The sequence below is a fragment of the Lactobacillus delbrueckii subsp. jakobsenii ZN7a-9 = DSM 26046 genome (assembly GCF_001888925.1).
In the GTDB taxonomy this organism is placed as follows: Bacteria; Bacillota; Bacilli; order Lactobacillales; family Lactobacillaceae; genus Lactobacillus; species Lactobacillus delbrueckii.
This window is the reverse complement of sequence record NZ_CP018218.1, coordinates 455506-478170: the sequence shown is the minus strand read 5'-3', so window position 1 is coordinate 478170 and position 22665 is coordinate 455506. Positions and strand designations below refer to the sequence as shown.

The following is a 22665-nucleotide window of genomic DNA, read 5'->3' as shown; positions in this document are numbered from 1 at the left end:
GTTGGTGTAGCTCTTAACAGGTTCATGAGCAGCCCAGTTGCCATGCTTTTGCTTTTCTATTATGTTACTTGTTTTTTATAGGCAAGGGCCGGCTCTGAACTCAGATATGTATTTCAACATTTTTCGGTTCCTGTCTCTTACAGACAGACAAACTTATTTTTCCTTACTCATCACATGCGGCGCCTCTACGCCTATCACTAACAGGCGCCGCCAAGCAAACTACTTTGTCGTAGCAAGCTTAAGTTTCATCACATCACATCACATTTCTAAGAAACGCAGTCCTCTGGGCCGCGTTTTTTATTTTCCGGGAAATTTTCCAGCTAATTCAGTTATAATATGGTTAGCTAATTTCCTTGAAGGAGGATTAAATAATGAGCAGAAAAGTCCTGCTGGTTGGCGACGGTGCTGTCGGTTCCAACTTTGCCAACGATTTATTGCAAACAACGCGGGTGGATGAACTGGTCATCTGCGACTTGAATAAAGACCGGGCCGCGGGCGACTGCCTGGACCTGGAAGACCTGACCTACTTTACGGGCCAGACCAAGCTGAGAGCTGGTGACTACAGCGACGCGGCTGACGCCGACGTGGTAGTTATCACGGCCGGCGTGCCCCGCAAGCCAGGTGAAAGCCGGCTTGACTTGATCAAGAAGAATGAAGCCATCTTGCGGAGCATCGTTGATCCAGTCGTAGCTTCCGGCTTCAGCGGCATCTTCGTCGTTTCCGCCAACCCGGTTGACATCTTGACCACTTTGACCCAGAAGCTGTCCGGCTTCCCAAAGAAGCGGGTCATCGGGACCGGGACTTCCCTGGACTCAGCTCGTTTGCGGGTAGAACTGGCCAAGCGGCTGCAAGTGCCAATTGAATCAGTCAACGCCTGGGTTCTGGGTGAACATGGCGACAGCAGCTTTGAGAACTTCTCAAGTGCCGTGGTCAACGGCAAGCCCCTGCTTGACTATCCGGGCATGACTAAAGAAGCCTTGGATGAGATTGAAGCCCATGTCCGGGAAAAGGGCGGCGAGATCATCGGCAAAAAGGGCGCAACCTACTATGGCGTGGCCATGATGCTGGCCAAGATCGTGGCGGCCATTTTGGAAAACAACGACCTGGCCCTGCCTCTTTCTGCGCCATTGCACGGGGAATACGGGATCAAGGATGAGATCTATCTGGGCACCCTGGCCATCATCAACGGGCAAGGAATCAGCCACGTGCTGGAATTGCCGTTAAATGACAGCGAATTGGCCAAGATGCAGGCCTCAGCAGCGACGATGAAGGCAACCCTGGACTCTTTAGAATAAACAAAATAAGCACCAGACTTTAAAAGTCTGGTGCTTTTTCTATATTCAAAATTACAGAACCATCTTAACGGCGCCGTACATACCGGCATCGTTGCCCAGTTGGGCCAGGGCGAATTCAGTACCTTCAGAAGCGTGGAAGGCCGCGTCAACGAAGTGCTTTTGCACAGTGTCGAGCAAGATTTGGCCAGCCTTGGAGACCCCGCCGCCGATAACGTAGACTTCTGGGTCAAAGACGCAGGAGATGGAAGCCAGGGCAGTGCCCAAAGTTTCGCCGACAAAGTCGACGATTTCCAAAGCCAGCTTGTCGCCTTCCTTAGCCGCGTCAAAGACTGCCTTGGCGTCAAGCTGGCCTACCCCGCGCAGGCTTGATTCTTCGCTGCTTTCAGCCAGAAGTTCCTCGGCCTTGCGGGCAATGCCAGTAGCGGAAGCGTATTGTTCCAGGTGGCCCTTCTTGCCGCAACCGCAGAGCTGGGTTTCATCCTTGTTGACCAGCATGTGGCCGATTTCCCCGGCAGCCCCAAAGGCACCAGCGACGATCTTTCCTTCAGAGATGATCCCGCCGCCGACACCGGTACCCAGGGTAACCATGACAACGTTTTGGTGGCTTTCACCACCACCTTGCCACATTTCACCCAAAGCAGCAGCGTTGGCGTCGTTGGCTACCTTGACTTCGTCCAGGCCAGTCAGCTTGCGGACCTTTTCAGCCACGTTGAAGACGCCCCAACCCAGGTTGACGCAGCGGTTAACGATTTCGTCGTCCAGGATTGGACCTGGCACGTCGATGCCGATCCCGGCTACTTCTTCCTTAGGAATGTCCAGTTCCTTCAGCTTGTCGTTCAGAGAAGCTGCGATGTCAGGCAGGATCTTAGCCCCGTTGCCTTCTTTTCTGGTTGGGATTTCCCACTTTTGGGACAATTCACCGTTGGTTTCAAACAAACCAATCTTTACAGTGGTACCACCAATGTCAACACCAAATGCATATTTCTTCAAAGTTGTTGCCTCATTTCTTCAATGTTCTCTTTTTGCTAGTCCTATTATAAAGAAGAATTTGGCTTTTCGAAAGCGCTTCGGCTGACTTTTTGAGAAATTTATCAGACTTGTGACATTTTTTCCAAATTTGAACCTCCTACGACTAAAGTCGCAGGAATCTGGGGGCCACCCAACACATTACACGTAAGATCGACAACTCTTAGAAGTACTCAGAGTGTTTAGGTTAGTTTCACAACTGCCCAATGTCATCTCGTCTTCGTTTTGACTCGCTCAGAAGATTACGCAGATAACACCGTCTAGTGCTAAGGACGATTGTTACGTTTCGCCTAGGCTGTTTTTAGTGCTTTAATCTTAGACTTCCGTCACCAGTGACGAAGGGCTAAGATTTTTCCCTTCTTCGGCCGCTCTCTTCAGCTTTGCGTGATGCTCTGGATGAATCCCCCAATCTAATATGTTTCTTGCCGCGTTTAAATCCCTGTCTACCGTCTTCTTGCAGCTTGGACACTGCCATTCTTTCTGACCAACTTTGAGATCTTTGTTGATGTATCCGCAGTCGTGGCATGCCTTGCTTGTCCAAAATGAATCCACTTTGACAAGCCTCTTGTTCTGCTTCTTTACAAGCGACTCTAAAATAGTCATCAGCTCATATGGCTTAAGGACCGCCAGTCTGCGATTGATTCCTTTGCTTTGAGCAGAGCCTTTTCCACGCTTGCGCATCTCATAGGCATCCAGCTTCTCAACGACTATCGTGTCACAGCCGTCGGCCACTTCGTGCACCAGATGACGGTATTCGTTGGTAAGCAGATTCGTACGCTTTGCATTCAGCTTCTGCTGCCTGCGGTCAAGTCGCCGATATCGCTTGCTTCGGCCATGGATATTCTCTTCCAAGTCACGAAATGATTTAATTTCGTTGATCTTCTGCTCATACTCGTCAGCACGTTTGATAGTTCTGTCTGATACCTTGATGCGCTTGCCGTCAGATGAGCAAAATGCCTCATTGCCCGCCATGTTCCAGTCAAAGTCTTGAATAGTTTTTGCTTCCTGCTTCTTGCGAGGCAATGAAAAAGTCAGCTGCAGTCTGTAAGTACCATCTGGAAGCTTCTTTATCTTTGTCAAAGCAATATCCTTCAAGTTTAATTCGGACAAGTCTTCAATGACTTCAACAGTACCAAAGTCGGCTACTGTTAAGAAGGTGTGGTTGTCTATATGCTTGTCCTCAATTCTGATGCCGCCTTTAGAATCTTCTGGAAGCTTTTGTGAGGTGATGTCTCTAAAGCTCGCGCCGTTTCTCAAAAAGTTGATCGATCCCTTGCGGTACCAAGACTTGTGGAGCTGGTTCTTGTGCTTGCCGTACTTATCTTTAGTTACGTTCATCTTGAAGTTATAGCGAGCCTTCTCGTCCATGCTCTTGTCTGCTTTCACCAAGCGCTTGCGATACTGTGAGAAGTTGGTGTAGACGGTCTTGAGAAACTCATCGGCTGAATGAACGACAAAAACAGCACTGACTTCTTCCAACGTGCCAAGCCGTACTTGTCCTTGATGAAGCCAGTTTTAATTTTGTTAAGTACGTACTGAATGGGCTTTTGGCTAAATGGCATAGGGCGTCCAATATGCTTAGCGCCATAAGTTTTAAAGAGATACTTTAATACGTACTGAAATAAAGCGTTCTGAGTTTTCAACGCCTTCTCATGCTGAATTTTTTGCTTATCAGTCAGCAGTACGTGATACTGTCTGGTAAAGCCATACTTTTCTTCATTAGGCACAGATACATACCTTCTTTCGTCCTTCTTTATGCTATAATTATAACACTAAGAAAGGTGGTATGAGCAATGATTGTTCATGAAAGAGGCTGCGTTTATAATTTCAATTTTCATCTGGTTTTCGTGACCAAGTATCGGAAAAAAGTCTTTGACAGCCCAGAAAAGGTTGAAGAAATGAAAGAGCTGTTCCAAAAAAGAGCGGATATGTCAGAAATCGAGATCCAGCAAATGGAAGTCATGCCTGATCACGTTCATATGCTCATCTCGTTTTCGCCAAAGCAGAGGCCTGTAGACATAGTTAAGGGGCTGAAGGGCTGGACAGCTCGGAAATGGTTTGAGCTGTACCCGGAAACTAAGCAGATGCTATGGGGTGGCCATCTCTGGTCGCCAAGCTATTTTATGAGCACCTTTGGTGATATGAGCAAAGAAGTCGTGAAAAACTACATTGCTTCGCAGTACACGGCAGCCATGAAAAAACAACAGAATGGCAAATATGGCGAACTGGAAAGAAAAAGAAGAAACGAAAACTAAAAAAGCGCCCCTTTGGGGCGCTTTTGCGTGCTTGACTCATGTCTAAAGACACGAGTTTGTGCACGCTTTTTAATCAAAAAGATGCCCCGCGCAAGGAGCAATGTCATTAAGTTAAGACATTGACTTTGAACGGGGAATGCTTTAGTCTGGAGCACTAGCAGTAGAATAATATTGAATCGGCAATAACAATGTTTAGATATGCAGTTTGATTATTTTTTTAAGGTCTGGAGAAATTGTTTTAACAAAGTTGAATTTTTCCAATGTGCTATTGTTTTGCTCCTTGGAAATTATGTTGTATCCCAATCGCACTTTCTTACCTGCTGCACTAATGCGGCAGATGAAGATGTAGAAATCATTGGTGTCAAACAAGATTGCATTTTTGAAGCGGTCAATTCTGGTATCGGCATAACGAACCTCAGAGCTCCTGGTTGCGTTTCCCGGGGTAAGAATAAGTTGAAAAACTGCTGGGCTTTTGATTGCAATAATAAATGCAGCAAGCATTGGTTCCCAAATGACGACTGAAATTACCAAAAGAGCTGGAATCATGGAACTAATTCCCAAGTAAGAATAGTTAATTAAAAAATTGAGTTCGAAAAGCCAAATACTGCCGAATAGCAGATATATAAGTATCTTTTGCCATTTCTTTTGAAAACGCATTAAAAAATATGATTGTAAAAATCCAATAAATAAAAGCATTTAAATTTATCCCAAAATGTTAGCTTGCTGGTAAATGTTATGCTCTCGGTAGTATCCATAAGTACCTCTTAGAAAAATAATTTATATTCTGATTTTAGCACATTCTAAAAAGGACTTTAGGACACTCATCTAAGTTTGATGAGTGTTTTTTTGCTTAATTTTTGAAACCGCTTTACGCTATCTTTGATTAGGGATTTTATCAAAGGTGGCGTATTTTCATGACTAAGAAGCATCAAGTCCTAAGACAGCTTGATTCTGTTACAGACATGGCTGCCGAATGTATCAATTACTTTGTTTATCATCCAAGCAAAGACTTCACGCGTAAAAGAAAGCTGGATGCTAAGACATTCATTAAGACCACTCTTGCCATGCAAGGAAACTGCTTGAACAAGGAGCTGGCTGACGCATTTCCTAAGCCTTCTAAGCGAATGACCGCGTCGGCTTACGAACAGCAGAAATCAAAGGTTAACCCTAGATTATTTAAGGCAATTCTGTATGAATTCAATTCAACTTTGAAACAGCCTGCTTTGTATCATGGCTATCGGCTGCTGGCAATTGATGGTAGTGACTTTGCTTTGCCGTATGATAAGAATTCAATGTTTCTATGCAATATTCAGACAAGAAAAAAGCCTTCGGCCGATAATAAATTAACGACCAAAGGCACATGTTTGATTCATGCCAATATCCTTTACGATATCGCAAATTGTTGTTACCTAGACTGCTTATTGCAATCACGAAAGAGTATGGATGAACGCAGTGCAGCTGTGCACATGCTTCAGAACTTAAGACTTCAACACCACTATATCGTACTGATGGATCGCGGCTATGAATCCTTCAATCTTTTCGAGCATGGCAATCGACTGTCTAACTGCAACTATGTTATCCGTCTAAGAACTCAAAGTAAAAGTGCTATTCGGGAAATTAGCGCTCTTCCCGATCAAGAATGCGATTTTGAGATGACGTTTAACATCACCAATAGCGCCAAGCAAAAGAAGCTTCATCCAGAGTATCACAAGATCAATGCCCCGAATCGTCGCTATAAGGACAAATATTCACCTAAGTACCGTACAGCGCACTGGGATTTTGAAAGCTTTTGTCCGGTCCACTGCAGAATCGTTAAGCTTAAGATCAACGACCCACAATCGGGAAGCACCAAGTGGGAAGTACTAGCTACTAATTTAAGCTCGAACGACTTCCCGCTTAGTGAAATGAAAAAACTGTATCATCTGCGCTGGGATATTGAAAGCTCATTTCGCAAGCTAAAGTATGATCTCGGTGCAGTATGTTTTCATTCGAAAAAACCAGCGTTTCAAGAAATCGAGTTGTACTCTCAACTGATTATGTTTAACGTGGTCAACAGAATCATATCCCTTTGCCGGATAGCTGATGCTCACAGAAAATGGCCTCATGAGATAGATTTTAAAGAGTCGGCCAACATAGTTCACCGCTATTATACAACGTCCATGAAAGATGATCCAAAGCAGATGATTGAAGAAATAGAAGCGTATCATCATCCAGTCCGAAAAGGCCGAAAATATCCAAGACCTCTACGGTTTCAAGGTTCCGTTAGTTTAAACTATCGAATTTCGTAAAAAACAGTCAATCGACTGCTTATTTGTCATACCCAAAAAGCAGAAAAGACACCCACCTAACTTAGATGAGTGTCTCAAAGCGGTTCCCTGTTCGAAGTCAATGCCTTAACTTAATGACATTGGCGCAAGGAGGCATCCTTATTGATTATTCAGCGTCTGGCCAAACTTCCTTAGCCGTGTCGATGACCAGCTTGATCTTGGCCCATTGTTCTTCATCAGTCAAGTGGTTGCCTTCTTCAGTTGAGGCAAAGCCGCACTGGGTGCTGAGAGCCGTAGTAGCCAATGGGTGGTACTGGCCGGCTTCCTTGATCCGGGCCTTCAAAGCTTCTGGGTCTTCCAATTCCGGCTTCTTGCTGGTTACCAGGCCCAAAACAACTACCTTGTCAGCTGGCACTTCAGCTAAAGGAGCGAAGTCGCCTGACCGGTCATCGTCAAATTCCAGGTAGAAGGCCTCCACCCCTTTTTCCTTGAAGACGTAAGGAGCAGCTGGGCCGTAGCCGCCTTCTGAAGCCCAAGTTGAGTCGTAGTTGCCCCGGCAGATGTGGGTCGTGATCCGCAAGTCTTCTGGCAGGTTAACCAAGGCATTTTCATTGATCTCCTTGTAAAGCTGCAGGATTTCTTCGCGCTTGAGGTGGCCTTCGTCAAAAGCATGCCAGAAACTATCGTTGACCAAGACGCCCCAAGTACAGTCGTCCAGCTTGATGTCGCGGGCACCGTGCTTGTACAAGTCCAAAATCAACTCCCGGTAGACCTTGGAAACGTCCTTAGCCAGTTCTGCCCGGTCTGGGTAAACGGCATCAGTAGCCGCGATCAATTCATCGTTGCGGCAAATCAGTTCACAGTAGAGCTGAGCCGGGGCAGGGATACTCTGCCGGGCTTCAACACCAGCTGCATCCGCCAAAGGCTTGAGGAAGTCGAAAGCTGCCACGTCCGGGTGCCCGGCTTCATAAGTCAATTTGCCAACCAACTTGGCCGCGTCTGGCCGGGTTTCTTCATCATGGAAGAAGTAGCCATGCTCAGCCCGTACATGTTCTACCCCGCCAAAGCCCCAGAAAGTATCCAAGTGCCAATAGCTGCGGCGGAATTCCCCATCAGAAACTACCTTTAAGCCGGCAGCGACTTCTTTTTGCACCAGGTCCTTGATTTCCTGATCTTCTACGGCCGTAAGCTCAGCCTGGCTGATTTCGCCGCGGGCAAATTTTTCCCGGGCTTCCTTTAATGCTGCTGGACGCAAGAAACTGCCGACAATATCGTAACGTGGAAATGACATCTGAATTACCTCCGAAGTTTTTAAATCGTATTTTTAATTTGCTCTTAATGCTTGTTATTATAGCCAGATCTCGTTATGATTGAAAATAGCTATTTTTATCGTGTATCGATAGATTTAAACTATGGAGGTTCAAGCATGCGCATCCAGCAACTACTCTATCTGCAAAAAGTCGTCGCCCTCGGCAACATGACCGAGGCAGCCAAAGAACTTTTCATCGCCCAGCCCACCCTGTCCAGCGCCATCAAGCAGCTGGAAAAAGAAATGGGGATCACCATCCTGATCCGGGGCAAAAAAGGGGTTAGCTTGACCGAAGATGGCCGGGAGTTCATGCAATACGCCCAGCAGATCCTGGACCAGGTCCAGTTGCTTGAGCGCCGCTACGGCGACCAGTCCAGCGCGCCGAAGATTTTTTCCGTGGCGGCCCAGCACTATGCTTTCGCTGTTGACGCCTTCGTCCAGCTGTTAAAAGAAATCGGCCAGAGCGACTACCAAGCCAGCCTCAAAGAGATGCGGACCTATGAAGTTATCGAAGACGTGGCCAACCTCCACAGCGAGATCGGTATCGTCTACCTCAGCCGCTACAACCGCCAGGTCATGGAAAACAGCTTCCAGGAAAAGGAACTTAGCTTCACTCCCCTCTTTAAGGCCCGCCCCCACGTCTTTTTATACAGAAACCATCCCCTGGCCGGCAAAAAATCTATCTCTTTAGCAGACCTCTTGCCCTACCCCAAGCTCAGCTACGACCAGGGCCAGCACAATTCCTTCTATTACTGGGAAGAAACCCTGGCTGACCAGCATTCCCCAAAATCTATTATTGTCAGTGACCGGGCTACCCTGTTTAACCTGGCAATCGGCTTAAACGGCTATACCATCTCTTCAGGGATCATCAACGCTGACTTAAACGGGGACGACATCATCGCCCGGCCTTTGATCAGCGACGAATACATTGAAATCGGCTACCTGACCAACTGCCTGCACCAGCTTTCTTCCATTGGGCAAAAGTACCTGGGCTACTTAAGGGAAAGCATTGAAAAGAATGCCAAGCGCTAACTTAATTTATTTCTAATAAGGATCAGCTGCTTTTTTCTTAAAAACCCCCGTCTCCGCTTAATTTTAATAACTTTGCGGCCTATACAAGGTTTGCCAAACGGCTATTTTGTAGTAAAATTAAAAGATATAAACGGGCTTAGCGCTTAGCTTTGAACCAGATAAATTTTAACTTAGCATTAATCAAGCATTTTTTCAGCTCGGAAGAAATGCCTATACTGGAGGTTTAGACAACTATGGGTTGGATACTTTTATTATTGGTCATCATCATCTGCGTCGGTACTTACATCAACTCCCGCAATGAAAAGAAGAAGCAATCCCAGCTGTGGGCACAGCGTCAAAAGGACAGCAATGTTCCGCCAATGCCGATCACCATTCTGGAGACCGTTGATGGCGCAAGCAAGCTGGTTGTCAAGAACGACTCAAGCGTCTACTTTACCCAATATGAAAAGGGCAAGGCTCCTTGGCCAGGTGGCGTTGAAAACTTCAGCGTATACTACGACAAGGATACTAAGCACTTGTTGATCTTGTCATTGGTACAAGAAAACGACAACATCGACTTTGGTGAAGTTGACCCTGAAGCAACCGAAAAGTTCCTGTCTGTCTTCCAAAGCGTTGGCGGTCACCTGGCTCAGCACTACGAATTGCTGACCTTGAACGAGGTTGACTCCAGCGACCTCAACCTGGCGGTCAAGTCCTTCCCGGCCAAGGTTTACTTCTACACTGAAAAGTCAGTAACTGACGGCAAGAAGCGCCTGTACTTCTCACCAGACCCGACTTCAACTGCCTACAAGCTTTTGGGCGTGGCAGTCAGCGATGGCAGCAATGGTGAAAAGAGCGTCGAACTTAGCCTGGAAACCTTCAAGGGCGTTAAGTATTCAATCTACACCACCCTGTCAGAAGCCGGCGTGAAGGACCTGCAGGAAAACTTCGCTTAATTAAAGCAGAATATTATCAACCGGTCTCCAACTTATTTGGAGACCGCTTTTTTACACATATCAGATTAAAGGAAAATTAGATGACTGAAATTTTTGAAAACAGCCAATTGCAATTTGCACAAGTCCTTACCCAAGTAGCGTCTTACGCCAAGTCCCCCGAAGCCAGAAACTTGCTTCTGCAGGCCCAGCCATTGACCAAACCGGCAGCTGTTACCCACTTGCTCGATGAAACAGAGGAAGGTACGCGGCTCTTAGAGCGGAGCTTGCAGCTGCCGTTTGTTTCTTCCGATTCCCTTTTGCCATTGATCAATCGCGCTCAGAAGTGGCTCCTTCTATCAGCAGATGATTTGGAAAAAGTTGCTGATTATCTCCGGGTCTGTGAATTGCTGCAACGCTTTTTGTACAGAGAAAAAGATCTGGTTCCAATCCTTAATTCCTATGGTGAAGAACTCCAGCTTTTTCCAAAACTAGTTGAACAGATCTATCAGTCAATAGAACATGGTCAAGTTGCCGACAGCGCTGACCGCGACTTACGGCGGCTGCGGCGGCAAGAACAGGAACTAAGCCAGGAAATAAAAGATACGGCTGGTAAGCTGCTGCAAAGCAAGAAAGTCAGCCAAAGTTTGCAAGAACAGCGGCTAGTAGAAAAAGATGGTCACTTGACTCTGCCCGTCAAAAGCAGCTTTAAAAAGGCAATCGCTGGACGAATCATCGCTTATTCAGCCAATGGACAGACTGCCTTCATTCTTCCACGCAAACTGGACCAGCTGAGCAGCGAAAAGATTGCTGTCAAGGGACAAATTGAAGCTATTGAAGCGATGATCCTCGGACAGCTGACCGCTGCCGTCTATGAAGAAAGCCCCGGCCTATTACGTAACATTGATGTCGTCGCGGCAATTGATCAAATTATGGCCCGGGCGCGATATAGCCGGGAGCTGAATGGCAAGCGGGCCAGATTAAATCAGACAAATCAGCTGCTTTTACGGGGGATGCGGCATCCCCTGCTTAGAAATTCCGTTCCACTTGACCTGGAAATCAAGCCACCAGTTCGTGGCTTGATCATTACTGGACCAAATGCCGGTGGCAAAACCGCCACTTTAAAAAACTGCGGCCTGGCTATCATGATGACAGAGATTGGGCTTTTTCTGCCCAGCCGGGAAATCTGTGACATCCCTGTCAGCCAGCAGATTTTCAGCCAAATTGGTGACCAACAGGACCTAGATAACTCCCTGTCGACCTTCTCAGCAGAAATGACCAATATTGCCAAAATTGTCACTCACGCTCAAAGCCGCAGTCTAGTTTTGCTCGATGAACTGGGTAGTGGCACTGACCCCGATGAAGGAGCTGCTATTGCTATTTCCGTCTTGCAAGCCCTGCAACTTAAGGGCTGCTTAGTTTTAGCCACGACCCACTACAGCAGAATTAAAGATTATGCTGTTAAGCATCCAAATTACCGGACCGCGTCAATGGACTTCAATGCCGACACCCTCACCCCAACCTACCGTCTGCTCTTAGACCAAGTCGGTCAGAGCCGGGCTTTTTGGATTGCTCAAAAAGTAGGGATGCCAAAAGAAATTATCGACCAGGCGCAAAAAGTTTTAGCCGGTCAATTGCCACTCAGCAGCAGTACAGTCGTTTTGAAAGAAAAAGCTACTAGCAAAATAGTCAAAACACATTTTTGCAAAGGAGACGTGGTCTACGCGGGCAATCTGGAAAGAGAGGGTATTTTCTACGCCTTAGAAGCAAACCAAACCTTGGCAAAAATTTTCGTCAACAAACAATTTTCTGTCGTTCCCGTTAAACGGTTAAAATTACGGCGAAAAGCTGCCGACCTTTATCCAGAGGGCTATAACCTGGACCTGCTCTTTATAAGCGACTGGCAAGAATATAAATTTAACAAGGACTTGAACCGCGGGAGCAAAAAAGCTTATAAGAAATTAGTAAAGTATGAGCAAGAAGCAAAAAGTAAAAAGCAATAGCAGTAAAAATAGTTAATGTTTTCCGCTTATACCGGTTGTTTGCGGCTTTATATTAAATTAAGATTATAAAAGTCACACAACAAAGATGTTATTTACAAGCCCAAGATCCTTTAGGAGAAAAAGACTACACGATTTTTGCCCATGACTTTACGTAAACTAATCAACAGCAACCGGGGCCGCTTTGCCATTATCTTTGCCCTGCTGGTCATGACCCAGGTCATCGACGTTGCTTCAACTTACCTGTTCTCGCCAATGGTCAACCAAGTTTCCGACGGCCGTTTTAACATTTTTTGCAGCCTGCTTCTGATCCAGTTTGCCCTGGCCTTAGTACTGAACTTGGCTTTCAACGGGGCCAACTACCTCTTTAGCAAGCAGACCCAGCAGTATCTGCACGGCGTCAGAGACAGACTGGCTGACCACTATTACCAGCAGCCTGCAGGAGTCTCCGAGATGACCAACCACTTTAGCCAAGACCTTGACACTTTGACTTACGATTACGCGACTGTTCTCTTTTACTTGATCTGTGACGTTATCAACGCGCTTATGGTTGCCGCCAGCCTCTTGTCTTTTCACTGGCTCCTGCTCCTGGCCAGCCTCTTAACTACCGTGACTTCCTTCGCGATTGCCCGCTTACTGGAAAAATACAGCAACCAGGCCACCGATCAATTGTCTGCCGCTAGTCAGCACTTTTTAGCGACTATCGCCCAATGGACTGCCGGCCTGGCAGAACTTCGCCGCTACTTTGCCAAAGGCCCTTATCAAAAAGCCCTGCTTAAGTCCGGCCAAGAGCTGGCCGACCGGCAAGTCAGCCGCCGCAAGATCAACAGCCAGATCCAGTGCCTGCAAAGCCTTAGCAACGCCTTAGGCACAGTCAGCATCCCCCTCATCGCCGGCTTCCTCTTCTTTAAAGGACAAATGTCCTTAGGTGGCGTTATCACGTCTGGTTATTTCGCCAGCAGTATTTTTTCCGTCCTGGAAAACATCGCCGGCAGCTATTCTTATCTAAATTCGACCAAAAGCCTGCGCCAGCAGCTTAGCCGCCTGCAGGAAAGCAAGAAAAATGACAATCTGCAGCCGGTCAACCGGATGGCCCAAATCGAGATCAAACAAGTCTCCCTGACCCACGGCAAGCAGCTTTTGTCCTACCCCGATTTGACCATCCATGCTGGTGAAAAAATCCTTATCACTGGCGACAGCGGCAGCGGTAAAAGCACCCTTTTAAAACTGCTTTTAGGCAATTTACAATCTGAAAAAGGCCAGATCATCTTTAAAGACGCTGCTGGCCAGGCTTTCCAGCCGGACCCTTACTCAATCGGTTACCAGGCCCAGGACCTGGTCCTGTTCCCCGCGACTTTGGCGGAAAACGTGACCATGCATACCCCTGGCCTAAGTGCTGATCCAAAAGATTACCTGAAAACAGTCGGCCTCCAGCTTGATCCCCAGCGCCAGATTACCCCAGACGATTTGACCCTGTCCGGCGGTCAAAAGCAAAAACTGGCTCTTGCCCGGACTTTAAGCCATGGCTTTCCCCTGCTTTTGCTGGATGAGTCACTGAGCGCGGTTGACCGGGCCGGCCAGGATCAGATCTTGCGGACCCTTTGTCAATTGCCAGCAACCGTCATTTTCGTTGCCCACAATTTAAGCCCTGAACAAAAAGCCCGCTTTGACCGGGAAATCAGCTTAGCTAAGAGGGAGCATGTATGACTTTTAAAGAATTTTACCTCCGCAAGCCAGTCAAAAGCAGCCTACTCTTCTTGGCCGCGGCTTTAAGTTCCTTGCTGCTGGTTGGGTCTTCTTACGCCTTAACTTTGGAATTCAATGCTTTAAGAAACCGGCAGCCCGTGCTTTTTGCCCAAATGCTGGCCTTGCAGCTGGCCTGCCTAGTCTTCAGTGCCCTGCTCACCTACTATGGCAACCTGTCCCTGGAACAGCTGATCCAAAGCTACCTGCAGCAGATCCGGCAAGAGCTTGCCCTGCATATATTCAATGATGGCCAAGCACACGATCCAGCCCAGGCGCAAAACCAGCTGCTTAAGGAAGGGGACTTGCTGACTGTCAGCTACCTGCGCAATATTTACAGCAGCTTTAAGGCCGGCATGACTGTCCTGGCTTCTGGCGGTGCCCTGCTCAGTTTTCACTGGAGCCTCTTCATCGCCTGCCTCATCTTTGCCTTGGTGCAGATCTACCTTCCCCGCCTGCTGGACCGCCAGCTCAACCACGCCAATCAAAGACTGGCCACGCAGAACCAGGCCTATCTCAAGGTTCTTGGCGACTGGCTGCTCGGCCTTGGCGACTTGCACCGCTGCCTGTCCTTGGCCTGGTTTAAGGAAAAAGCCGGCCTGGCCGCCAAAGAACTGGAAGATGCCCATGTGCACAAAAGCGCCGTCTCCGCCCATTTGGATTACCTCAATCAGCTGGCATATTCTCTTGGCAGCAGCCTGATCCTGCTCTTGACCGCCTTTCTGGTCATCCGACACTGGACGGCTTTTGGCCTGCTCAGCAGCATTGCTTCTTTTAACAGTGACTTTTTTGGCAATCTGCAGAACGCGGCTGACTACTTAGGCGAAATTTCCGGCAGCCGCCAGCTGCGGCAAGACCTGCTTAAGCAAAGAGAAGCTGTCCCGGAGCAAAAAGAGGCTGGCCAAGCTCCAGCGGCTTTTGCCAGCAGTCCTTTAACCGTTGAATTTAACGGCCTCAGACTGGCTTACCCGGCCATCAAGCTGCAGCCCGGAGAAAAAGTTCTGCTGACCGGCGCCAGCGGCCGGGGGAAAAGTACTTTTTTCAAGCTGCTCTTGGGTGAAGTCAAGGCAGCCAGTGGAGAAATTCACTATCTGGACCAGAAGGGACAGGTCATTCAGCCCAACTTGAGTCAAATTGGCTATCTCCCCCAAGATCCCCAGCTTTTCCCCGGCAGCGTTGCTGAAAACATGACCATGTTCAATCCGGCTTTAAACGATCAAGACTTACTCCGCCAAACAGCAGACCAGGTGAACTTAAGTGAGGACCTGCGCCTGTGGCCGGCTGGGCTTGATACAAGGGTTGCCGTAGAAGACAGCAATATCTCTGGCGGTCAGCGGCAAAAAATCGTTCTGGCCCGCAGCTATCTTTACCACAGCCAGCTGCTTTTGATCGATGAAGGCACCAGCGCTATTGACCAGGCAGCCACGCGGGAGGTTATTACCCGCTTGCTCAAGACGGATAAAACGATCATGTTTGTCGCCCATAATCTGACCGCGGATAGCTGCCAGCTTTTTGACCGCGAAATTCAACTTGATTAAACTATAAAGGTTCACGCAAGTGAGCCTTTTTTATTCCCACTATTGCACATTACCACTAGTTCATGATAGTATATTAATTATAAAAGCGTTTTCTTTTTTTTGGCTGTGCGAAATAAAAAACGTTGCTTCTCTATATGATAAAAGAATGATGAGATACTAGCATGACTAATGAAACCAAACTTTTGCAAGCCGTTCAGCAATTGGCAGACAAGGACGTAGCGCCTTTTGACCTGCAGATCGACCGCCAGGCCAAGCTGCCAAACGGCCTTTTCCAGAAGATCGTTGACCTGGGCCTTTTGCAGGCAAAAATTCCTAAGGAATATGGCGGACTGGACGTTTCCGCTCAAACCGCCGGCAAGATCGTCAACATCCTGGCCAAGGCCAACGCCAGTGTCGGCGTAATGCTGGAAGGCCACTACAAGAGCTGTGACCAGCTGGCTAAGTACGGCACTGACGCCGCTAAGAAGCGCTACTTTGCCTGGGGTGCCCAAGCCATCCTCGGCTTCTCCAACACTGAACCGGAAGGCGGCTCAGACCCAAGCAAGCACCAGTCCTACGCTGTTGAAAAGGACGGCCGCTGGATCATCAACGGCGACAAGGTTATGATTACCAACGGGACCCTGGCTCAAGTTTACTCAGTCAACGTGAAGACTGGTCCTGACGAATACTCTGTCTTTATCGTGGACAAGGGGATGCCAGGCTTCTCCTTCGGCTATGTTGAAAAGTTCATCGGCCTGCGGGGGATTCCTTGCGGTGAAGTTGTCATGAACCAGATAGAAGTTGGTCCGGAAAACATGCTAGGCAAGCGGGGGCAAGGTTTGGAAATTGCCAACAACGCCCACGATGATGCCCGCTATTTGATGGGGGCCGTTTTGACCGGGATCCAGGAACACGCCCTTGATATTGCCAAAAACTACGCGGCTAAGCGCAAGTCAGGCAATACCCTGCTCAAGGACATGCAAGTTACCCAATACAAGATCAGCAAGATTGCGACCAACAAGGAACTGACCCGTTTGGTTTACGAGGAAGCTGCCCGCCGCAAGGATGCCGGCCTGCCGTACATGGAACAATCAGCTATGGCTAAGTGCTTCGGCAGCCAGGCAGCGGTTGAATCCTGTGACTTGACCCTGCAGATCATGGGCGGCTACGGCTACAGCGCTGAATTTGCTCCAGAACACCTGGTAAGAGACGCCAGAGCCATGGAAATCGCTGAAGGCACGATCGAAAAGATGTACACGGAAATCAGCAATGCTGAAATGGCTGATGTACCAAGCCAGGAAGTGGCAAGAAAGCAGGCTGACTTGACTGACCTTGACCAGATCCTGCCGCTTCTGGAAGCAGCCAAGACTCCAGCCGGCGCGGTTGACGCGGTAAGCAGCCCATCACAAGCAGCCGGCCTGCCAAAGGCCAAGATCGTTCTGGCTCTGGGCCGTGGTGCCAACCAGCCAGAAACTATCGCTCTGGCCAAGCAAGTAGCTGAAAAGCTGGGTGCTGAAATCGGGGTTACCAGACCAATGGTCGGCTCAGACTTCAACCGTGGCCAGCAGCTCGGCGTCAACGGCCACAAGATCAAGCCGCAAGTTTTGATCAACCTGGGTATTGCCGGCGCGCCGCAATACACCTTTACTGTTGACCATGCTGAAAACATCATCTCCGTCAACACCAACCCGAACGCTATCGTCTTCGAAGGTTCAGACTACCGCTACGTCGGCAGCACTTACGACTTCTTGAAGGAACTGCTCAACCGTTTGGGCTAAAAATTAATAACCGCCAGCCGTTGGTATTTAACCGCGGCTGGCGGTTTTTTCTTTACTTCATCTTCTTCGTGATTGCCTACTACTTTGCCAAGTTCCTAGTAATCAAACTGACCCCCTTAATCCTCAAGATCAAGCGCGAGGACGAAGCCAAGCAGAACCGCGGCCAGGACGATTAGCCGGCTTGGATAATTTTTGCCGCGAAAGGTTGACAAGCGGCTATCGTTATTATATTATGATTAAAAAATGAAAACACGTTGACAAGGAAAAGATAAGTAGCTGGTCAAATCTTCTTTCAGAGAGGCGCGGTGGCTGAAAAGCGCTGAAGAGGCCCCGGCGAACATGGTCTTTGAGTCATACGGGAGGCGAGCTCCGGCAAGCTTCCCGCGGGAGGCGCCCGATACCGCGCCCGAGTATAACTCCGCCCAGGCGGAGCGTACTTAAAGGCGGCCTCTTTTGGCCGTGAAGATGGGTGGTAACACGCTAATACGTCCCTGAGCGAAAGCATTTTCGTTCAGGGACTTTTTTTGTCACGTTTTTTCAAGTAATTTAGTTAAGCAGTATTTTTTAGAAAAAAGGAGATTATCATCATGGCTAAAGTAGAAAGTTTTGAATTGGACCACACTAAAGTTAAGGCACCTTACGTCCGCCTGATCACCGTTGAAGAAGGCCCTAAGGGCGACAAGATCTCCAACTTCGACCTCCGCCTGGTGCAGCCTAACGAAAACGCCATCCCAACTGGCGGCCTGCACACCATTGAACACCTCCTGGCCAGCCTCCTGCGCGACCGCTTAGACGGCGTCATCGACTGCTCCCCATTCGGCTGCCGGACTGGTTTCCACTTGATTACCTGGGGTGAACACAGCACCACTGAAGTAGCCAAGGCCCTGCGCGACTCCCTCAAGGCCATCAGAGACGATATCACCTGGGAAGACGTGCCTGGTACCACCATCGAAAGCTGCGGCAACTACCGCGACCACTCACTCTTCAGCGCCCAGGAATGGTGCAACGACATCTTGAAGAAGGGCATCAGCGACGACCCATTTGACCGCCACGTGGTTGAAGACTAGTTTTTAACTTTTAGGAGCAAAAATCATGAGAAGAAAGAAAAAGCAGCAGCGGCTCATCGCCGCCGCCATCGCCCTCGTCGTCATCATTGCCGCCTTCTTCGCCCTGCGCCTGACTTCTTCCCGGCAAACGGCCAAGAGCCAGACGACTACCGTCACTGTCGGCTCTATCGGCCCCGACGTCCAAGTCTGGCAGCACATCGCCAAGAGCAGCCAGGCCAAAAAGCTGGGCCTCAAGATCAAGGTGAAGGCTTTTACTGACGGGCCAAGCCTCCTGCGGGCAACCTCCGATGGCAGCATCAATGTCAGCGCTTTCGCTTCCTGGGCCTACCTGGAAGCCTACAACAAGTCCAAGAGCAACACCGGCCAGCAAGTAGCCCTGGCCACGACCTACCTGGAACCAATGGGGATCTACTCATCCAAGTACAAGAAGCTCTCCGACCTGCCTAAAGGCGCCACCATCGCCCTGGCCAACAATGCCGCCAACGAAGCCAGAGGGCTCCTGCTTTTGCAAAGCGCCGGCCTGATCAAGCTGAAGAAGAACTTCGACTCAGCCAGCGGCAACACCAACGACATTGTTTCCAACACGAAGAAGTTCAAGTTCAAGCTGATCGATGATACCACTGGCCCGCGGATCATCAAGTCCGTCGACGCCGTCCTCATCGGCAACACCATCGCCCTGGCCGGCAACTTGAACGTGCTCAAGGACTCCCTTTACCACGAAAAGATCGACCAGAGCACCAAGAACAACATCAATGTCCTGGCCACTGCCAAGAAGAACAAGAACAATGCCCCTTACAAGAAGCTGGGCAAGCTCTACCATAACAAGCAGATCCAGAAGTGGATCGCCAAGAAATACTCCGGCACCAAGGTCGAAGTCAACAAGCCGGTCTCCTACCTGACCGATTAAAAAAAGCTGAGCCGTTTGGCCCAGCTTTTTGCTTTCCTACCTTATTAAATTAATTTACCCTTGCAGTGATCGACCTCATGCTGGATAGTTTCCGCCACAAAGCCCGTAAAGGCCTGCTCATGCTCTTTTAAGTCCATATCCTGGTATTTGACCGTGATTTCTTCATAGCGGTCAGCCGGCCGCTCTCCAGGCAAAGACAGGCAGCCTTCTTCTGCCAGGTAGTGACCGGATCTTTTAACGATCTTGGGATTGAGCATAACTATAGGTAAAAAGCCGGCGTTGACCGCGATAATCGCCTTGTTTACCCCAATCATGTTGGCGGCCAGGCCAGCGGCGGGCGGCAGGCCGTCAATGCTTTCCCGGTGGGCCAGCAGGGTGTCCAGCAGGTCCTGGGCCGCTTGCCGGTCACTGGCCGCCGCTTTAGCTGCCGGCTGGCTTAAACTGAGGGGATCGTGGATGATTTTTTGCACTGTCATTATCGTTTCCTCGATTTTGCTTTTTACCTAAAGTTTACCAGGTTAAAGATATTTTGGAACAAAAACTATTTATTTGCAATTGCTGAGCATTGGTGTATACTAAACTCACTTACTAATTGTTAGTGATAAAATAACAAGACACTCATTCGTGTCCGTGAAAATCACTATTGCTTAAAAGGAGAATTTACCATGGGATTGAATTTTTCAGCCTACAACACAGACGAAATAATTGATTTTTTGCAGGAACAAGTAAAGGATGGGATCGTCAAAACTGATAAAGACAGCTTACAAACCGCATCCTATAGCCAAAACCTGCCTGGCCAGCACGGCCTGGCTCTAGCCCTGGTCGAAGCAGGCTCAATCGCTGACGTCCAGGGAGTCATGCGGGCTGCCCGCCGCTTCCACCTGCCAGTTGTTTCCCAGAACCGCTTCACCAGCACCGTTGTTGGCGCTGATGCTGTTGACCACGCCATCATTCTTTCAACCGCCAAGATGAACAAGATTCTGGAATTGAACGCTGAGGATGCCTATGCCGTCGTTCAGCCAGGCGTCATCAACAATGACCTTGACCAAGCCGCGAGAAAGCAAGGGCTCTTCTACGCTCCAGATCCAGCTTCAAAGAAAATGTCAGGCATCGGCGGCAACGTCGCGACCAACGCCGGCGGCTTGAGTGGCGTTCGCTACGGATCAACCCGCGACAACGTCCTGGGCTTGAAGGTCGTCCTAGCTGATGGTCGCCTCCTTGACCTGGGCGGCAAAACCAGCAAGCAAGCCTTTGGCTACAACTTAACTCAATTGTTTGTCGGCTCAGAAGGGACGCTGGGTACGATCGTGGAAATTACGGTCAAGTTGCTGCCGCTGCCTTTGGGCGAATCCTTGATGGGCTTGGCCTACTTCAAGGATATGCACACTTTGGCTGAAGCCACCAAAGATCTGCGGATGTCAGGGATCTACCCTGCCATGTTAGAAGCCATGGATTCCCACACCCTGCAGGCAGTCAGCGAATTCCGTGATAACAAGGAGATGGCCGGCCGCGGCGCAGCTTTAATTTTCCGCGTCGACTCCATTTCTGATGAAGGCAAACAAATCGTCAAGAACATTATGGACAAGTATCATGTGACCGACGTCCAGCTGGCTACTGACCCAGCTGAGCAAGACAAGATTATCAGCGTCCGCCAGGACATGTTACCAGCCATCTTCACTGGTCGCAGCGCAGTTATGGAAGACATGGCCGTGCCAACTTCACGCATGGCTGAGTTGGTTGACACGATCCAGGCTTTGAGCGACAAGTACCCGGAATTGGAAATCTTCACCGCCGGACATGCTGGCGACGGCAACCTGCACCCAACCGTTACCTGGTCCAAGGATGCCAAGGAAATGCCTGAAAGTGTCAATATCGTCTTGCACGAAATGTTTACCAAGGCCTTGGAACTGGGTGGAACCATCTCTGGCGAACATGCCGTAGGGATGTTGAAGAACCAGTGGAACAATGTTGAATTGGGTGAAGACGTTGACTGGATCCAACACCAGATCAAGAGCTTGTTTGACCCAATGAACCTGCTCAATCCAAAGCGCAAGATCGATTAAGCGGCAGCAATCAGCAAATAACATAGAAGAAAAGTGGCATAACATTCTTGTAAGAGAGGATATTATGCCGCTTTTTGCTTAAAAACTCCGTTACTATAAACTGGCTGCAGTCAAAACATTTTCAACTTTGTGAAAGATATTTTTTTCACTTCAAAAATCATCTTGTCCATATTGATGTTTAGCGCTTTCATCCAAATTATATTGTTCACGTGACTGGTTTTTAGTGTTATCTTTCACCTTTTTGTGTTACTATTATCAATGTAAGAGCAAGAATAACGGAGGGACAATTAATGACTAAAATTTTTGCTTACGCAATTCGTGAAGATGAAAAGCCATTCTTGAAGGAATGGGAAGACGCTCACAAGGACGTCGAAGTTGAATACACTGACAAGCTTTTGACCCCAGAAACTGCTGCTTTGGCAAAGGGTGCTGACGGTGTTGTTGTTTACCAACAACTTGACTACACCGCTGAAACTCTGCAAGCTTTGGCAGACAACGGCATCACTAAGATGAGCCTGCGTAACGTTGGTGTTGACAACATCGACATGGCTAAGGCTAAGGAACTTGGCTTCCAAATCACCAACGTTCCAGTTTACTCACCAAACGCCATCGCGGAACACGCTGCTATCCAAGCTGCCCGCATCTTGCGTCAAGCCAAGGCTATGGACGAAAAGGTTGCCCGTCACGACTTGCGTTGGGCACCAACTATCGGCCGTGAAGTTCGCGACCAAGTTGTTGGTGTTGTAGGTACTGGCCACATCGGTCAAGTCTTCATGCAAATCATGGAAGGCTTCGGCGCTAAGGTTATCGCTTACGACATCTTCCGCAACCCAGAATTGGAAAAGAAGGGCTACTACGTAGACTCACTTGACGACCTGTACAAGCAAGCTGACGTTATTTCCCTGCACGTTCCTGACGTTCCAGCTAACGTTCACATGATCAACGACAAGTCAATCGCTAAAATGAAGCAAGACGTAGTTATCGTTAACGTATCACGTGGTCCATTGGTTGACACTGACGCGGTTATCCGTGGTTTGGACTCAGGCAAGATCTTCGGTTACGCAATGGACGTTTACGAAGGTGAAGTTGGCGTCTTCAACGAAGACTGGGAAGGCAAGGAATTCCCAGACGCACGTTTAGCTGACTTGATCGCTCGTCCAAACGTTCTGGTAACTCCACACACTGCTTTCTACACTACTCACGCTGTTCGCAACATGGTAATTAAGGCCTTCGACAACAACCTTGAATTGGTTGAAGGCAAGGAAGCTGAAACTCCAGTTAAGGTTGGCTAATCTAGCCGCTTAGAAATCCCTTTTTTAAAACTTACAGATTTTCTTACAACAATCTACTTAAAAATTACTTACATTACTTTACAAACACATACTTTTAAACTTATCCATTAAAAGCTAAAACGAAAACCCGCGGGGCCTTCTCACCCGCGGGTTTTTGCTTGCTTATTTTTGGAGTAGAATATACTGAAAGTAACTGTAAAAGA

At 48.5% G+C, this 22665-nt stretch carries 20 protein-coding genes; 14 read left to right on the top strand and 6 right to left on the bottom strand.

Annotated elements, in window-relative coordinates; all coding sequences use genetic code 11:
* Window positions 1–371 precede the first annotated feature (371 nt).
* Window positions 372–1295, top strand: a complete 924-nt coding sequence (locus tag LJ046_RS02545) for an L-lactate dehydrogenase (RefSeq protein ID WP_002877693.1) — start codon at window positions 372–374, stop codon at window positions 1293–1295.
* Between the two features lie 51 nt (window positions 1296–1346).
* On the opposite strand, the gene LJ046_RS02540 is transcribed toward LJ046_RS02545, so the two are convergent.
* The 3 genes from LJ046_RS02540 to LJ046_RS10335 form a co-directional block, all read right to left on the bottom strand.
* Complete coding sequence (locus LJ046_RS02540; protein WP_002877686.1) at window positions 1347–2285, bottom strand: ROK family glucokinase; 939 nt, start codon at window positions 2283–2285, stop codon at window positions 1347–1349.
* Between the two features lie 351 nt (window positions 2286–2636).
* Complete coding sequence (locus tag LJ046_RS02535; RefSeq protein ID WP_231128088.1) at window positions 2637–3710, bottom strand: RNA-guided endonuclease InsQ/TnpB family protein; 1074 nt, start codon at window positions 3708–3710, stop codon at window positions 2637–2639.
* Entirely contained in the window at window positions 3704–4048 is a 345-nt protein-coding gene (locus LJ046_RS10335) for a hypothetical protein (protein WP_231128107.1), read from the bottom strand. The genes LJ046_RS02535 and LJ046_RS10335 overlap by 7 nt, the downstream gene beginning before the upstream one ends.
* Before the next feature lie 66 nt (window positions 4049–4114).
* Here LJ046_RS10335 and tnpA point away from each other — a divergent pair, with 66 nt between their 5' ends.
* Entirely contained in the window at window positions 4115–4576 is a 462-nt protein-coding gene (tnpA, locus tag LJ046_RS02530) for an IS200/IS605 family transposase (protein WP_002878645.1), read from the top strand.
* 192 nt (window positions 4577–4768) lie between these two features.
* On the opposite strand, the gene LJ046_RS02525 is transcribed toward tnpA, so the two are convergent.
* On the bottom strand, window positions 4769–5272 hold the full coding sequence (locus LJ046_RS02525; protein WP_002878644.1) for a hypothetical protein: 504 nt from the start codon (window positions 5270–5272) through the stop codon (window positions 4769–4771).
* A 218-nt stretch (window positions 5273–5490) separates the two neighbouring features.
* Between LJ046_RS02525 and LJ046_RS02520 the strand changes: the two genes are divergently transcribed.
* Window positions 5491–6864 (top strand): IS4 family transposase, encoded by a 1374-nt coding sequence (locus LJ046_RS02520; protein ID WP_072557698.1) that lies wholly within the window; start codon window positions 5491–5493, stop codon window positions 6862–6864.
* A 145-nt stretch (window positions 6865–7009) separates the two neighbouring features.
* Here LJ046_RS02520 and LJ046_RS02515 read toward each other — a convergent pair whose 3' ends face one another.
* Window positions 7010–8134, bottom strand: a complete 1125-nt coding sequence (locus tag LJ046_RS02515) for a 5-methyltetrahydropteroyltriglutamate--homocysteine S-methyltransferase (RefSeq protein ID WP_002879572.1) — start codon at window positions 8132–8134, stop codon at window positions 7010–7012.
* A gap of 135 nt (window positions 8135–8269) precedes the next feature.
* On the opposite strand from LJ046_RS02515, the gene LJ046_RS02510 reads away from it, so the two are divergent.
* The 9 genes from LJ046_RS02510 to LJ046_RS02475 all read left to right on the top strand — a co-directional run bounded on the left by LJ046_RS02510 (window position 8270) and on the right by LJ046_RS02475 (window position 19107).
* Window positions 8270–9184: a LysR family transcriptional regulator gene (locus LJ046_RS02510; protein WP_002879573.1), complete on the top strand. Its 915-nt coding sequence runs from the start codon at window positions 8270–8272 to the stop codon at window positions 9182–9184.
* Window positions 9185–9417: 233 nt separating this feature from the next.
* Window positions 9418–10119: a hypothetical protein gene (locus LJ046_RS02505; RefSeq protein WP_013438912.1), complete on the top strand. Its 702-nt coding sequence runs from the start codon at window positions 9418–9420 to the stop codon at window positions 10117–10119.
* Between the two features lie 80 nt (window positions 10120–10199).
* Window positions 10200–12098, top strand: a complete 1899-nt coding sequence (locus LJ046_RS02500) for an endonuclease MutS2 (RefSeq protein ID WP_002879575.1) — start codon at window positions 10200–10202, stop codon at window positions 12096–12098.
* Between the two features lie 141 nt (window positions 12099–12239).
* Window positions 12240–13802, top strand: coding sequence for an ATP-binding cassette domain-containing protein (locus tag LJ046_RS02495; protein WP_035176755.1), 1563 nt, complete (start codon window positions 12240–12242; stop codon window positions 13800–13802).
* Entirely contained in the window at window positions 13799–15376 is a 1578-nt protein-coding gene (locus LJ046_RS02490) for an ATP-binding cassette domain-containing protein (protein ID WP_002879580.1), read from the top strand. The genes LJ046_RS02495 and LJ046_RS02490 overlap by 4 nt, the downstream gene beginning before the upstream one ends.
* A gap of 161 nt (window positions 15377–15537) precedes the next feature.
* Window positions 15538–17133 (top strand): acyl-CoA dehydrogenase family protein, encoded by a 1596-nt coding sequence (locus LJ046_RS02485; protein ID WP_002879581.1) that lies wholly within the window; start codon window positions 15538–15540, stop codon window positions 17131–17133.
* Between the two features lie 20 nt (window positions 17134–17153).
* Entirely contained in the window at window positions 17154–17309 is a 156-nt protein-coding gene (locus LJ046_RS09965) for a hypothetical protein (protein ID WP_002879582.1), read from the top strand.
* Window positions 17310–17720: 411 nt separating this feature from the next.
* Window positions 17721–18200, top strand: a complete 480-nt coding sequence (locus LJ046_RS02480; protein WP_002879583.1) for an S-ribosylhomocysteine lyase — start codon at window positions 17721–17723, stop codon at window positions 18198–18200.
* Between the two features lie 25 nt (window positions 18201–18225).
* Complete coding sequence (locus LJ046_RS02475) at window positions 18226–19107, top strand: MetQ/NlpA family ABC transporter substrate-binding protein (protein WP_002879585.1); 882 nt, start codon at window positions 18226–18228, stop codon at window positions 19105–19107.
* A gap of 44 nt (window positions 19108–19151) precedes the next feature.
* On the opposite strand, the gene LJ046_RS02470 is transcribed toward LJ046_RS02475, so the two are convergent.
* Window positions 19152–19583, bottom strand: coding sequence for a peptide deformylase (locus LJ046_RS02470; protein ID WP_002879586.1), 432 nt, complete (start codon window positions 19581–19583; stop codon window positions 19152–19154).
* Window positions 19584–19772: 189 nt separating this feature from the next.
* Between LJ046_RS02470 and LJ046_RS02465 the strand changes: the two genes are divergently transcribed.
* Both LJ046_RS02465 and LJ046_RS02460 read left to right on the top strand, forming a co-directional pair.
* Window positions 19773–21170, top strand: a complete 1398-nt coding sequence (locus LJ046_RS02465; RefSeq protein WP_002879587.1) for an FAD-binding oxidoreductase — start codon at window positions 19773–19775, stop codon at window positions 21168–21170.
* A 290-nt stretch (window positions 21171–21460) separates the two neighbouring features.
* Entirely contained in the window at window positions 21461–22462 is a 1002-nt protein-coding gene (locus LJ046_RS02460; RefSeq protein WP_002879588.1) for a D-2-hydroxyacid dehydrogenase, read from the top strand.
* Window positions 22463–22665 lie beyond the last annotated feature (203 nt).